The sequence below is a fragment of the Pseudomonas sp. LB1P83 genome, from assembly GCF_054897885.1.
In genome coordinates, this window is record NZ_CM142709.1 from 1,695,681 (window position 1) to 1,710,114 (window position 14,434).

The 14,434-nt window shown below is 60.1% G+C and carries 11 protein-coding genes and 1 pseudogene; 5 read left to right on the forward strand and 7 right to left on the reverse strand.

Features of this window, described 5'->3' with window-relative positions; all coding sequences use genetic code 11:
* Positions 1–9 precede the first annotated feature (9 nt).
* The 5 genes from ACYZTY_RS07780 (at position 10) to ACYZTY_RS07800 (ending at position 3,964) form a co-directional block, all read left to right on the forward strand.
* Positions 10–1,005 (forward strand): zinc transporter ZntB, encoded by a 996-nt coding sequence (locus tag ACYZTY_RS07780; protein WP_461957966.1) that lies wholly within the window; start codon positions 10–12, stop codon positions 1,003–1,005.
* Positions 1,006–1,068: 63 nt separating this feature from the next.
* A complete protein-coding gene (locus tag ACYZTY_RS07785) occupies positions 1,069–1,317 on the forward strand; it encodes a hypothetical protein (protein WP_007944521.1) in 249 nt (82 codons plus the stop codon).
* 2 nt (positions 1,318–1,319) lie between these two features.
* Positions 1,320–2,144 (forward strand): mechanosensitive ion channel family protein, encoded by an 825-nt coding sequence (locus ACYZTY_RS07790; RefSeq protein ID WP_008027407.1) that lies wholly within the window; start codon positions 1,320–1,322, stop codon positions 2,142–2,144.
* 87 nt (positions 2,145–2,231) lie between these two features.
* Entirely contained in the window at positions 2,232–2,822 is a 591-nt protein-coding gene (sigX, locus tag ACYZTY_RS07795; RefSeq protein WP_131062998.1) for an RNA polymerase sigma factor SigX, read from the forward strand.
* Positions 2,823–2,929: 107 nt separating this feature from the next.
* Positions 2,930–3,964, forward strand: a complete 1,035-nt coding sequence (locus ACYZTY_RS07800) for an OmpA family protein (RefSeq protein WP_461957967.1) — start codon at positions 2,930–2,932, stop codon at positions 3,962–3,964.
* Positions 3,965–4,049: 85 nt separating this feature from the next.
* Here ACYZTY_RS07800 and cobA read toward each other — a convergent pair whose 3' ends face one another.
* The 7 genes and pseudogenes from cobA to ACYZTY_RS07835 form a co-directional block, all read right to left on the reverse strand.
* On the reverse strand, positions 4,050–4,814 hold the full coding sequence (gene cobA, locus ACYZTY_RS07805) for a uroporphyrinogen-III C-methyltransferase (protein ID WP_461957968.1): 765 nt from the start codon (positions 4,812–4,814) through the stop codon (positions 4,050–4,052).
* 10 nt (positions 4,815–4,824) lie between these two features.
* Positions 4,825–7,542 (reverse strand): nitrate reductase, encoded by a 2,718-nt coding sequence (locus ACYZTY_RS07810; protein ID WP_461957969.1) that lies wholly within the window; start codon positions 7,540–7,542, stop codon positions 4,825–4,827.
* 2 nt (positions 7,543–7,544) lie between these two features.
* Positions 7,545–8,801: pseudogene (locus ACYZTY_RS07815) on the reverse strand (NAD(P)/FAD-dependent oxidoreductase); the annotation flags it as partial.
* A gap of 467 nt (positions 8,802–9,268) precedes the next feature.
* Positions 9,269–10,939 (reverse strand): protein kinase domain-containing protein, encoded by a 1,671-nt coding sequence (locus tag ACYZTY_RS07820; RefSeq protein WP_461957970.1) that lies wholly within the window; start codon positions 10,937–10,939, stop codon positions 9,269–9,271.
* A 7-nt stretch (positions 10,940–10,946) separates the two neighbouring features.
* On the reverse strand, positions 10,947–12,158 hold the full coding sequence (locus ACYZTY_RS07825; protein WP_131060002.1) for a nitrate/nitrite transporter: 1,212 nt from the start codon (positions 12,156–12,158) through the stop codon (positions 10,947–10,949).
* A 372-nt stretch (positions 12,159–12,530) separates the two neighbouring features.
* Positions 12,531–13,106, reverse strand: a complete 576-nt coding sequence (locus tag ACYZTY_RS07830) for an ANTAR domain-containing response regulator (RefSeq protein ID WP_008146285.1) — start codon at positions 13,104–13,106, stop codon at positions 12,531–12,533.
* A gap of 15 nt (positions 13,107–13,121) precedes the next feature.
* The gene (locus tag ACYZTY_RS07835) at positions 13,122–14,333 is read right to left on the reverse strand and encodes a CmpA/NrtA family ABC transporter substrate-binding protein (RefSeq protein WP_461957971.1); all 1,212 of its coding nucleotides are present in this window, start codon (positions 14,331–14,333) and stop codon (positions 13,122–13,124) included.
* Positions 14,334–14,434: the final 101 nt, after the last annotated feature.

The following is a 14,434-nucleotide window of genomic DNA, read 5'->3' on the forward strand; positions in this document are numbered from 1 at the left end:
GGGGTGAGGATGTTCGAGGAAGAAAACGCGCAGTGGGGGCTGGTGCATGCCCTGGTGCTGGATGGTAAAGGCGGTGCGCGTTCGATAGCCCGGACTGAACTCGATGACTTGCAGCTGCAGGCCCATGAAAGCCTGTGGCTGCACTGGGATCGCAGTCACCCGCAAACCCAGACCTGGCTGCGCACATCCAGCGGTTTGAGTGAATTCAGCTGTGACCTGCTGCTCGAAGAGAACACCCGACCGCGTCTTTTGCCGCTGCCGGACTGCGAACTGCTGCTGTTTCTGCGTGGGGTCAACCTGAACCCGGGCGCGGAGCCGGAAGACATGGTCTCGGTGCGGATCTTCGCCTCTGCCCAGCGGGTGATTTCCCTGCGTTTGCGTCCATTGCGCGCCACCGATGAGTTGCTGGTGCAACTGGCCGATGGCAAAGGGCCGAAAAGCGCGTCCGAACTCATCCTTTATATGGCTCAGTACCTCACCAATAAGGTGCAGGATCTGGTCAGTTGCCTCTCGGAAGTGGTGGATGAGGAAGAAGAAAAGCTGGATGCCGACGAACGGTATACACCCGAGCACGGGGCCATTTTGCAGATCCGTCGAAGGGCCGCCGCGCTGAAACGTTTCCTTGCTCCGCAGCGGGATATTTTCGGACAACTCACGCGGATCAAATTGCCCTGGTTCGTCGATGACGACGGCGATTACTGGAACGAATTGAACAACAGCCTGACCCGTTATCTCGAAGAGCTGGAATTGACCCGGGAGCGGGTGGGGCTGGTCCTCGAGGCCGAGGACAGACGTTTGAGCGTGCGCATGAACCGCACGATGTACCGCTTCGGGATCATCACCGGGATCTTCTTGCCGATGAGTTTTCTGGCCGGTCTGCTGGGGATAAATGTTGGTGGCATTCCGTTCTCGGAAAGCCCTTATGGCTTCCTGATTGCCTGCCTGATGATGGTCTGCGTGGCGCTCGGGCAGTGGTGGTTATTTCGACGTTTGCGCTGGGTGTGAAGATGACTCATGTGACCCGGGCAAATTTGACCGCGTCTTTCACAGACATCACGAGAGGTGCGTATGCACGATCCGTTTGAACAGTCTTTGCGCGACATGCTGAACGCTTCGCCGTCCACCCGTGACGACGATGCGTGCCTTGGGCGTGTCCTGAAAACCGCCAACCGTCAGGTCGGCGCTGGCGATCTGTTCAGCCTGCTGGGCCGCTGGTTGCCCGCGCTGATGATCGCCCTCAATAACGGCTCGGCCCACGTCTCGCCGGTATCCCGCCACCGTAAACCTACCGTTCGCACTGCTGATAAGGCTGATTGAATATGGAACTTGATCTCTGGACTCAGAGCCTCGTCACTGCAATGACTGCGTTATGGACAAAGGTGGCAAATTTCATTCCGAACCTGTTCGGCGCACTGGTCGTGCTGCTGTTGGGTTTCGTCGTTGCGAAACTTTTGGATACTTTGCTGTCCAAGTTGCTCGCCAAGCTGGGCCTTGATCGCCTGATGGGTGGCACCGGTCTGACTAAATTGCTGTCCCGGGCTGGCCTGCAGGTACCGATCTCGACCCTGATTGGCAAGATTGTCTACTGGTTCGTTCTGCTGATTTTTCTGGTTTCTGCCGCAGAATCCCTTGGACTTGAGCGAGTTTCGGCTACGCTGGACATGCTTGCGCTGTATTTGCCGAAAGTATTTGGCGCCGCGCTGGTGCTGCTGGTGGGTGTTTTGCTGGCGCAACTGGCCAATGGGCTGGTGCGTGGTGCCGCAGAGGGTGTAGGGCTGGATTACGCTGCGGGCCTGGGGCGAATTGCCCAGGGACTGGTGATTATCATCAGTATTTCGGTCGCAATCAGCCAGTTGGAGGTCAAGACTGACCTGCTCAACCACGTGATTGTGATCGTATTGATTACCGTTGGTCTGGCGGTTGCGCTGGCAATGGGATTGGGAAGCCGGGAAATTGCCGGTCAGATTCTTGCGGGAATCTATGTGCGTGAGTTGTATCAGGTTGGGCAACAAGTGCGTGTTGGCGAGGTCGAAGGTCAGATCGAAGAGATCGGCACGGTTAAAACCACATTGCTGACCGATGAGGGTGAGCTAGTCTCTCTCTCCAATCGGATCCTCCTGGAGCAGCATGTGAGTAGCCGCTAATCCGGCGAACCCTGCTAATGTATGCCGCCGCAAAGTGCCCTGTAAGGGCTGCGGCGGACATTGACCTGACTGTCGGCCCGACTTGTTTTGAATAAAGCTCAATCGCTCTCCACGCGCTACGACCCCCGCGAGCTCTCTGATGAGGAGTTGGTCGCGCGCTCGCATACCGAGCTGTTTCACGTAACACGCGCCTATGAAGAACTGATGCGGCGTTACCAACGAACATTATTTAACGTTTGTGCACGATATCTGGGGAACGATCGCGACGCAGACGATGTCTGTCAGGAAGTGATGTTGAAGGTGCTGTATGGCCTGAAGAACTTCGAGGGTAAATCGAAGTTCAAAACGTGGCTCTACAGCATCACGTACAACGAATGCATCACGCAGTATCGGAAGGAACGGCGAAAGCGTCGCTTGATGGATGCTTTGAGTCTGGACCCCCTCGAGGAAGCATCTGAAGAAAAGATGCCGAAACCCGAGGACAAGGGTGGACTCGATCGCTGGCTGGTGTATGTGAACCCGATTGACCGTGAAATTCTGGTGCTACGATTTGTCGCAGAGCTGGAATTTCAGGAGATCGCAGACATCATGCACATGGGTTTGAGTGCGACAAAAATGCGGTACAAACGTGCTCTAGATAAATTGCGTGAGAAATTTGCAGGCATTGCTGAAACTTAGTTCGGCGCAAATATCTCTTACGTGTAGGCAAGTTCTGATAGACTTGCCGCCGAGTTGTCCCCCGGTTTGCGGGACTGCTTCACAATCACCAGATGGGGATTTAACGGATGAAACTGAAAAACACCTTGGGCTTGGCCATTGGTTCTTTGATTGCCGCCACTTCGTTCGGCGCTCTGGCACAAGGCCAAGGCGCAGTTGAAATCGAAGGCTTCGCCAAGAAAGAACAATTCGACAGCGCTCGTAACTTCAAGAACAACGGCAACCTGTTCGGTGGTTCGGTTGGTTACTTCCTGACCGACGACGTTGAACTGCGTCTGGCCTACGACGAAGTGCACAACGTGCGTTCCGACGACGGTCGTAACATCAAGGGTGCTAACACCGCTCTGGACGCTCTGTACCACTTCAACAACCCGGGCGACATGCTGCGTCCGTACGTATCGGCTGGCTTCTCCGATCAAAGCATCGGTCAGAATGGCTCCGGCGGTCGTGACCGTTCCACCTTCGCCAACGTTGGCGGCGGTGCCAAGTTGTACTTCACCGAGAACTTCTACGCCCGTGCTGGTGTTGAAGCTCAATACAACATCGACCAAGGCGACACCGAGTGGGCTCCAAGCGTCGGTATCGGTGTGAACTTCGGTGGCGGCTCCAAGCCTGCTGCTGCTCCAGTTCCAGCACCAGCTGAAGTCTGCTCCGACAGCGACAACGACGGCGTGTGCGACAACGTTGACAAGTGCCCGGACACCCCAGCCAACGTAACTGTTGACGCTGATGGCTGCCCAGCAGTTGCTGAAGTTGTTCGTGTTGAACTGGACGTGAAATTCGACTTCGACAAGTCGGTAGTCAAGCCTAACAGCTACGGCGACATCAAAAACCTCGCTGATTTCATGAAACAGTACCCATCCACCAGCACCACTGTTGAAGGTCACACTGACTCCGTCGGTCCTGACGCTTACAACCAGAAACTGTCCGAGCGTCGTGCAAACGCCGTTAAGCAAGTTCTGACCAACCAGTACGGTGTTGAATCGTCCCGCGTTCAGTCTGTTGGCTACGGCGAATCCCGCCCAGTTGCTGACAACAAAACTGACGCTGGTCGCGCTGTAAACCGTCGCGTAGAAGCGCAGGTTGAAGCTAACGCTAAGTAATTAGTCGCAGCTCTGAGAAAAGCCCGGCTTAGGCCGGGCTTTTCTTTGTCTGCGATTTGGTGAGGAAGGGTGAAATCAGGCAGATTCAGGCTGATTGATCGGCCGCCATCGCGGGCAAGTCGCGCTCCCACAGGATCGGTGTTGCACGGGCTGCTACGGTTCCAATCACCAGGATCGCCGGGCTTTTCAACTCAAAGCTGTGGGCAGCTTCTTCCATGGCCGACAGATCGCTCCGACATTCCCGTTGGTGCGGCAAGGAAGCGTTTTCAATCATTGCCACCGGCGTATCCGCCGCCATCCCCCCAGCCAGCAGTTGCTCGCGAATCTTGCTCAGCTTCGCCACGCCCATGTAAACCACCAGCGTCGTGCCACCTTGTGCCAGGGCCTGCCAGTTCAGGCTGCTGCCATCCTGAGTGTGGGCGGTGACCAGCGTCACGCCGCGGGCAACGCCTCTAAGGGTCAATGGAATATCGCATTGGGTCGCACCCGCCAGCCCGGCAGTGATGCCGTTGACCAGTTCAACTTCAACACCGCGCTCGCGCAGCCACTGTGCTTCTTCACCACCACGACCAAAGATGCACGGATCGCCACCCTTGAGCCGCACCACGCATTTGCCGTGGCGGACATAACGCAGCATCAGGCGATGAATGAAGGCTTGAGGCGTGGAGCGACAGCCGCCGCGTTTGCCCACGGGAATAATCCGCGTGCCGGGGCAATGCTCGAGCACCGCGTCATTGACCAGATCGTCGATCAACACCACATCCGCTTCTCTCAACGCCCGGACCGCCTTGAGGGTCAGTAATTCAGGGTCGCCGGGACCCGCACCCACCAGCCAGACTTTTGCGCTCATAGTGTTTTCCTCACGAGATGACGGCGATCGGCTGCTCAGTGGCCGCCAGCAGACGTTTGATTTCCGGTACGCAGGAGCCGCATTGCGTGCCGCAGCCCAATTCTTGTTTCAGGCCCTGCAAGTCCAGCCCACGGCTAATGCCGGCGCAGACCGCGCTTTGGCTGACGTTCTTGCAGTTGCACAGGGTTTTTGTGCCCGCTGCCGCTGCTCCAGCGTTGCCCGGTGGCGCGCTTAGCGGTGCCAGCAGCCAGCGCCGCAGTTGTTCGTCGGTGCGGCCCTCAAGCCAAAGGTTTTGCAGCCAGTGTTGGGCGAGGGTTTCGCCGGCCAGGCGAATCGCGGTGATGTGACCGTTCTCTATTCGCACGCGTTTGCCGATGGAACGCCGTGGGTCGTCGTAGGCCAGTACCGGGCCGTCGATGAGCCCCAGGCATTGATCGATGTCACGCAGCAGTTGCGTGTCAGGCGCGACGGTGCTGGCGGCGCGTATCAGCAGCGCAGGGCGCTCGCGGCCGATCAGGCTGAGGCTGGCGTAGGAAAACGCCTCACAAAGCGGTCGTAGCGTCTCAAAATGCTGTTGAACATTGCCCTCGATCAGGGCGAATAGCTGCCAAGGCAGTTGCACAGGCTCCAGTCGTACGCCGCTGTGTTTGAGTTCCGGTTGTTTCGACAGCGGATCGAAGGCGGGCAGGGTGAGGGTATTCACGCCGCCCTTGAGAAAGCGGTCGCCAAAATGCATCGGCAGAAAGGCCTGGCCGGGCCGCACGCTGTCGTCACTGGCGACCGGCACGATCACCGCGCCACGACGACTTTTCAGGCTGACCAAATCACCGGGTTGCAGACGATGCCGACGCAGTTCGTCCGGGTGCAGGCTCAACACGGCTTCGCTGACGTGACCGAACAGTTGCGCGGCGGTGCCGGTGCGGCTCATGCCGTGCCATTGATCGCGTAGACGCCCGGTGATCAAGGTCAGAGGAAAGCGTGCGTCGCGTTGTTCCTTGGCCGCGCGATACGGATCAGCCACAAACTGAGCGCGTCCGCTGGCGGTCGGGAAAATACCGTCCAGATACAGGCGGGCGGTGCCTTTGCTGGCGCCAATGGGGAAGGGCCATTGCTGTGGGCCGAGGCGGTCGATCAGCTCATGACTGATACCGGACAGGTCCAGATCACGTCCGCGGGTCAGGTGTTTATATTCGTCGAAGACCTGCGCTGGCGTTTCAAAGGCAAACAGGCTGTTTTGCCCAGGGCGCAGATGTTTTTCCAGGCGTTGTGCGAAATCCACCGTGATTGCCCAGTCGGCGCGCGCTTCACCCGGTGCGACGATGGCCCGGCGAACGTGGGAAATGCGCCGTTCGGAGTTGGTCACCGTGCCGTCCTTTTCGCCCCAACTGGTGGCGGGCAACAGCAGGTCGGCAAACGCGGCGGTTTCGGTGGTGCGAAAGGCTTCCTGCAACACCACGAACGGGCAGGCTTCCAGCGCGGCGCGGACCGCGGTCTGGTCCGGTAGCGATTGCGCGGGGTTGGTGCAGGCGATCCACAGGGCTTTGATTTTTCCGCTACGAACCTGCTCAAACAGCTCGATAGCAGTGAGCCCGGTGTGTTCGGGCAGCTGATCAACCCCCCAATAGGTCGCCACTTCCGCGCGATGTTCGGCATTGGCCGCTTCGCGATGACCCGGCAGCAGGTTCGACAGACTGCCGGTTTCCCGTCCGCCCATGGCATTTGGCTGACCCGTCAGGGAGAAAGGTCCTGCACCGGGACGGCCGATTTGCCCGGTGGCCAGGTGCAGATTGATCAGCGCGCTGTTTTTAGCGCTGCCGGCAGTGGACTGGTTCAGCCCCATGCACCACAGCGACAGAAAACTCTTGGAGGTGCCGACCCATTCAGCGCACTCCTGCAATTGCTCGATGCTGATCCCGCAAAGCTGCGACACCATGGGCGGCGTGTAATCGCGCACCAGGTTTTTCAGCTCGGCCAAGCCTTCGGTGTGAGCCTGGATGAAATCGCGGTCAATCCAGTCTTCCCACAGCAGCAGGTGCAAAATTCCATGAAACAGCGCGACATCGGTCCCGGGAAGAATCGCCAGGTGCAGGTCAGCTAAATCGCACGTGTCGGTACGACGCGGGTCAATGACGATGACTTTCATCTGCGGGCGGCGGGATCTGGCTTCTTCCAGGCGACGAAACAGCACCGGGTGGGCGTAGGCCATGTTACTGCCGACGATCATCACGCAGTCGCTCAACTCCAGGTCTTCGTAGCTGCACGGTGGTGCATCCGCCCCCAGGCTGCGCTTGTAGCCGACCACCGCAGACGACATGCACAGCCGCGAATTGCTGTCGATGTTGTTGGTGCCTACCAGCGCGCGCGCCAGTTTGTTGAAGGCGTAATAGTCCTCGGTCAGCAACTGCCCGGAAATGTAGAACGCCACGCTGTCCGGGCCGTGTTCGGCGATGGTTTGGGCGAAGACATGGGTCGCATGGTCAAGGGCGGTGTCCCAGTCGGTGCGGTTGCGGGCCAGGCCTTTGCCAAGGCGCAACTCGGGGTACAACGCTCGCGCGGTCAAGTCGCCCGTCAAGTGCAGGGTCGAGCCCTTGCTGCACAACTTGCCGAAGTTGGCCGGGTGGCTCGGATCGCCGCTGACGCCGAGGATGCGCTCGCCGTCATGCTCGATCAGCACGCCGCAGCCGACGCCGCAGTAGCAGCAGGTGGAAGCGGTGATCTGGCGGTTCATCAGCTTGCTTCCCGACCTTGGTGCCCTGCGTCGCGGAAGGCCTGCTCCGTAAACGAAGAGCTGCCAAACATCAGGTGATCGCGGATTTCGCCGATGGCGTGATTCTCACGAATTTGCCGCAAATACCAACCGCCATCCGCCGTATCGCCGTACAGACAGGCACCGACCAGCACGTCATCCTTGATCACCAGTTTTTTGTAGACCCCGCCGATCGGGTCGGAGAGGGTGATCGTCTCGGTGCCTTCGCCGCCCATGAAGTCGCCGGCGGAAAACAGGTCGATGCCGGTGACTTTCAGTTTGGTCGACGTCACCGAGCCCTTGTAAGTAGCGAAGCCCAATTGAGCGAGGTGGTTGGCGCAGACCTTGGCCTGTTCGAACAGCGGCGCGACCAGGCCATAGGCGGTTCCGCGGTGGCTGGCGCATTCGCCGATGGCATAGACCCGAGGGTCGTAGGTTTGCAGCGTGTCATTGACCAGAATCCCGCGATTGCAGGGAATGCCGGATTTTTCTGCCAGTTCAGTGCTAGGGCGAATACCGGCGGCCATCACCACTAGGTCGGCGGGGATGATGTCGCCATTCTTGAATTCAACCGAGCCGACCCGGCCATTGCCGGCATCGTGCAGGGCCTGAGTCTGTTCGCGCAGGCGAAAGTGCAGGCCGCGGGCTTCCAGAGCGGTTTGCAGCAGTTGACCGCTGATTTTATCCAGTTGCCGCTCCAGTAACCACTCACCGATGTGCACCACGGTGACGTGCATGCCGCGCAGCATCAGACCATTGGCCGCCTCTAGTCCGAGCAGGCCGCCACCGATCACCACGGCGTGCTTGTGGGTTTTCGCGGTATTGATCATGGCCTGGGTGTCGGCGATGTCGCGATAGCCGATTACGCCCTGCAAGGTGTTGCCAGGAATCGGCAGGATAAACGGGGTCGAGCCGGTAGCAATCAGCAGGCGATCGTATTCGGCCTCGGTGCCGTCTTCGGCGATCACGCGGCGTTTGATCCGGTCGATCTCCACCACTTTGCGGTTGAGCAGCAGCTTGATGTTGTTGTCCAGGTACCAGTCGAGTTCGTTGAGCACGATCTCTTCGAAAGTTTGCTCACCGGCCAGGACCGGCGACAGCAGGATGCGGTTGTAGTTGGTATGGGGTTCGGCACCGAAGACGGTGATGTCGTACAGCTCATTGCTCAGCTTGAGCAGTTCTTCCAGGGTACGAACCCCGGCCATGCCGTTGCCGATCATCACCAGTTTTAGTTTTTTCATCAGGTTCTCCGGGGAGCTCGGACCCGCCTCATCAGGGCTTTCAGGTCGTGCTCGACAAATTTTGCGCAAACAAAAAAAGGCGTCCCGCTAGTTGCCTAGCGAGGACGCCTTTGTCCTGGTCCCGTTCTCTCGGGAAGCGCATCCTTCGTCGTTGAAGGCTGGGCTTTATGTCTGTTGGGAGAGGTAATGCAGTGGTTGTGCCAAGTGCTTCAGGTTCCCGGATTTGTAGGGTTTTATCGTGGTCTCGGCATTTGATGGAAACGCTTTTGCACCGATTCAATGCACGTTGCCCGCAATTGGCGCGGTTCTGTAGCAGCTGCCGAGCTGCGCGAGGCTGCGTTCGGCGACGCAGTCGTCGTGAATCAGCCCCTGCGGTGCGTCAGGAAAACCGCATTCGCAGGGTTTACGACGACTGCGTCGCCGAACGCAGCCTCGCGCAGCTCGTCAGCTGCTACAGGGGTTCAAGGTCAGCCATGAAATACCAAGACCAATAGCACCAGATTCACCACCAACGAAACCAGCGCCAACGTCCGCCATACCTTCAACGGCTCGCGCTCCAGCAACGGCCTTGGCCGCACGCTCAAACTGCGCCGCTCCCCCTGTTCCAACAGCAGCAACCATTCTTCCGCCGTTTCAAAGCGCTGACCCGGATCCGCCGCGACCGCGCGCTCCAGGCTTTGGGCGATCCAGTCCGGCAGGTCGGGGCGATAACGACTGGCGCTGACGGGTACACCAAACCGTGGACGCTGGAAGGCTTCGATTTCGCCGTAGGGGTAGTGCCCGGTCAGCAGGAAATACAGGGTCACGCCAACGGCATACAAATCCTGCTGCGGCGTCGGTGCGTCACCGCGAAAGGCTTCCGGCGCGATATAGCTCGGTGTTCCGGGCAGGGTCGTGGGCTGATCTTCGGACAGACCGGGGCAATAGGCGAGGCCGAAATCCAGCAGGCGCAACTCGCCGTCGTCGCCCAGCAACAGGTTTTCCGGTTTGATGTCACGATGAAGAATCTGCCGGCGATGCAGCATGCCGACGGCCTTTAACAGGCGCTCGGCCAAATCCTGCCATTGCGCCAGCGGCATCGCTGCGACCTGTTCGTGCAGCGCTGCCAGGGTTGATCCGGAATATTCGCGCATCACGTAGTACAAATGCTGACGCTGACTGGCGGCATGGACTTCAGGGAAATGCCGGCCAGCCACACGTTTGAGAAACCATTCCTCCGACAGCAATGCCTGCCCGGCCAGGTGGTCGTCGCGCAGCGCGCCGGGCAAGGTTTTCAGCAGCCAGGGTTGTTGCTGGCTGTCGCGAACCCGATAGAGCAGCGACTGCTGGCTCTGGCCAAGAATCCCTTCGACCTGCCAACCCTCGAACACCTGACCCGGTTTCAGTGCGGGTGGAAGGGGCCATTGCTGCAAATGAATCAGCGCATCGCCGATGTTCGTTTCACCGAGGGCATCGACCCGCACCAGCAGAGCGCTGGCGTTGTCCTGGCTGCCGGCCAGATGCGCTGCGCTGACCAGGGTTTGCGCAGCGCTGTGCAGGTCCGGTTGATCGCGCAGAATCGCCGCAATGGCGGTGTCACCCAACACAGCCCAGATACCGTCGCTGAGCAGCACGAAGCTTTCGTTTAATCGCAACTCGCCATCGAGAAAATCCAGGACCAAATGCTGATCGAGCCCGAGCGCCCGTTTGAGCACATGCTGCATGCCCGGTTGATCCCAGACGTGATCCTCACTGACCCGTTGCAAGGTGTCGGCGTGCCAGCGATAAACCCGGCAATCGCCCACATGAGCAAGAGTGAAACGCCTACCGCGCATGACCAAGGCGCTGACCGTGGTGAGCAGCGGTTGCCCCCCGCCATTGGCCTGCAGCCAGCGATTTTGCGCCAACAGCAGGCGATCCAGTGCTTGAGCGACACCCCAGGTTTCCGGGGTTGCGTAATAGTCCAGCGCCAGGGCCTGCAAGGTCGAACGGGCGGCAAGACCGCCGTCGGCGCACTGGCTGACCCCGTCGGCGATGGCGAACAGGTAACCCTTGCTCGCCGCCAGCGCCGGGGCCGGAGTGACCAGGCGCAGGGCGTCCTGGTTTTCCTCGCGAGGGCCGATGGCGCTCGCTTCGGCAAAACTCAGTTGCAGGCTCATTAAGGCCTCAGACCCGGGCCGCAGTCACAGCGGCCGAACCCCAGGTGGTTCTCCAGCGACGTTTCACCCCGTGCAGGCCGAACCAGGCGAGCACGCCGAGGCTGGCGAACAACCACAACGCCAGTTGATAGCTGCCGGTGCTTTGCTTGATCGCGCCCATGCCGGCTGCGAGTGCGAAGCCGCCGATGCCGCCGGCCATGCCGATCAAACCGGTCATCACGCCGATCTCCCGACGAAAACGCTGCGGGACCAGTTGGAAAACTGCGCCGTTACCCGCACCCAAACCGAGCATGGTGCAGACGAAAAGCGCCAGTGCCGCATAGGAACTCGGCAGATTGAAACCCACCGCCGCGATGCAGACCGCTGCGACCGTGTACATCCCCAGCAACGTGCGAATCCCGCCGAAACGGTCCGCCAGCGCGCCGCCCAATGGACGCATCAGGCTGCCACCGAACACGCAAGCCGCGGTGTAGTAGCCGGCGGTCACCGGGCTCAGGCCGTATTGGTCGTTGAAGTAGCCGGGCAGGGCGCTGGCCAGACCGATGAAGCCGCCGAAGGTCACGCTGTAGAAAAACATGAACCACCAGCTGTCGCGGTCGCCCAATGCCTTCAAGTAGTCGGACATGGACTTGGCTTTCGGCCGCTCAGGGGCGTTTTTGGCCAGCCAGGCGAAAACGATAATGGTCAGGATCAGCGGGATCAGGGCGAAACCGAACACGTTGCTCCAGCCAACTGCGGCCGCCAGCACCGGGGCGATCAATGCGGCGAGCACCGTGCCCGAGTTACCGGCACCGGCGATGCCCAGGGCTTTGCCTTGATGCTGCGGCGGATACCATTGCGAGGCCAGCGGCAGCGCGACGGCGAACGACGCACCGGCCATGCCGAGGAACAGGCCCAGCACCAGCGCTTGCTCGTAGCTGTGGATGCCGAGTTTCCAGGCACCGAACAGCGCACAGATAACGATCACCTGGCCGATCAATCCGGCGGTTTTCGGCGACAGGCGATCAGCCAGCAAGCCCATGACAAAGCGCAGTACGGCGCCGGCCAGAATCGGCGTGGCCACCACCAGCCCGCGCTGTTGGGTGGTCAGGTGCAGGTCGGCGGCGATCTGCACCGCCAGGGGGCCGAGCAGGTACCAGACCATGAAACTCAGGTCGAAATAGAGGAACGCTGCGAACAACGTCGGCTTGTGACCGGATTTCCAGAAGCTTGAATTCATCGCGCACCTCAGCTGTAGGGAGTCTCGAGAAGGAGTCAGTAGCTTGCAGGTGGGGCGCCGCCTCGGCCGCACCACCGGCCCCGATCTCTGGGGCCAAAACGAAAAAACGCCGCCACCCGATTCGCCATGGGCAAATGAGGTGAGCGACGTCTTTGTCGTAGGTGGGGCAACCGCCGTTGGTTACCTGTGTGGATTACATAGCCAGATCTGTGCCAACACCTTGATACCGAGTTGTGGCCATTCGCGGGCAAGCCTCGCTCCTACAGGATTTGTGTCGCCCACACCATCTGAACCCACCACAAAACCTGTAGGAGCGAGCGGTGCGGCGATCCGACTTGCCCGCGAAGGCTCCTTCACAGGCTCCGCAAGGCTTCAGCCGAGCAACTCGCTCATCGCAATAATCTGCTCCGCCACCTGAATCAGCTTCTGCTGCCGGCTCATGGCCTGGCGGCGCATCAGGGTGTAGGCCTCTTCCTCGTTGCAGTCCTTCATTTTCATCAGCAGCCCCTTGGCCAGCTCGATGCGCTTGCGCTCGGCCAGTTGCTGGTCGCGAGCGTTGAGTTGGGCACGCAGGGCCTGGTCGCTTTCAAAGCGTGCCATGGCCACGTCGAGAATCGGCTGCAAGCGTTGTGCGTGAATGCCTTCGACAATGTAGGCACTGACCCCGGACTTGATCGCCTGACGCATCACATCGGGGTCGTGTTCGTCGGTAAACATCACAATCGGCCGCGGTTGGTCGCGGCTAACGAGCACCACTTGCTCCATCACATCGCGGCTCGGTGACTCGGTATCGATCAAAATGACATCCGGACGCACCGTTTCGACGCGCGCGGGCAGGTCGATGGTCAGGCCGGATTCGTCGATTACCTCGAACCCGGCTTCGGTCAATGCCGCTTTCAGGCGACCGACTTTCTTCGCGGTGTCGTTGATCAGCAGGATACGCAACATATTCGCAGTCTCCTGTCAGCGGCTGGCGATAAGGGGCGAGCTTTCGCTCATGGCGTGCAGCTTGAAATTGCGGGCATAACCGGCCGGGTCGGAGCCGTCCCAGATTTTGCCGTCGATCAACTGGCTGCTGCGCATGTCCTGGCCCTGGGCGACAACGCCGACTGCGCTGGCGGCCTCACGGTACAAGTCTAGTTGCTGGACCTGACGGGCTACCCCGAGGTAATCCGGGTCGTCGCGCAACAAGCCCCAGCGGCGGAATTGGGTCATGAACCACATGCCGTCGGACAAGTACGGCAGGTTGACCTCACCGCCCCCATGGAAGCGCAGCGCATGCGGGTCTTGCCAACGATTACCGAGGCCGTCGGCGTAGTCGCCGAGCAAGCGCGGTTCGATGCAATCGAGCGGTGCATCGAGGTATTCGGGCGCACTCAAGAGCTTCGCGGTGCTGCGGCGGTTTTCGCTGCTGTCTTCGATGAAGCGACTGGCTTCGAGGATCGCCATCACCAGCGCCCGGGCGGTGTTGGGGTATTGCTCGACAAAGGCGCGGGTGCAGCCGAGGACTTTTTCCGGGTGATCGGGCCAGATGGTCTGGCTCGTCGCCATGGTGAAACCCAGATTCTGCTTCACCGCGCTGGCGGACCACGGCTCGCCGACGCAGAAGCCATCGATACGCCCGGCTTGCAGGTGCGCGACCATTTGCGGCGGCGGCACCACCACACTGTCAACGTCCTGCAACGGATGAATGCCCTGGCTTGCGAGCCAGTAATACAGCCACATGGCGTGGGTGCCGGTGGGAAATGTCTGGGCGAAGGTCAGTTTTGGGCGACTTTGGTGCACGTGCAGGTCCAGTGCTTCAGGACTGGTCACCCCCAACGCTTGCAAGTCGTGAGAAAGGTTGATGCTCTGGCCGTTCTGGTTCAGGCCCATGAGCACCGCCATGTCGGTGGACGCGACGCCGCCGATGCCCAGGTGCACGGCGTAAATCAGACCGTACAGGCTGTGGGCGGCGTCGAGTTCGCCGCTGACCAGTTTGTCCCGCAGGTTGGCCCAGGACGACTGGCGCTTGAGGTTCAGGGTCAGGCCGTAAGGCTGCGCGAAACCCTGCGTGGCAGCGACCACCACCGAGGCGCAGTCGCTCAGGGCCATGAAGCCGAGGTTGATTTCAGTCTTTTCCGGGGCATCGCTGCCATTGACCCAGGCCAACGGGCCCGCTGTGGTTTCATTCATGGCTAAACACCTTCCAAAAAAAAGCGCCGTTCCGGGCTGCTTGCCAGGGCAAGGCCAAGTGACGACGCCTTTGTCTTTCGACTCATCCCGCCGTTGGCATG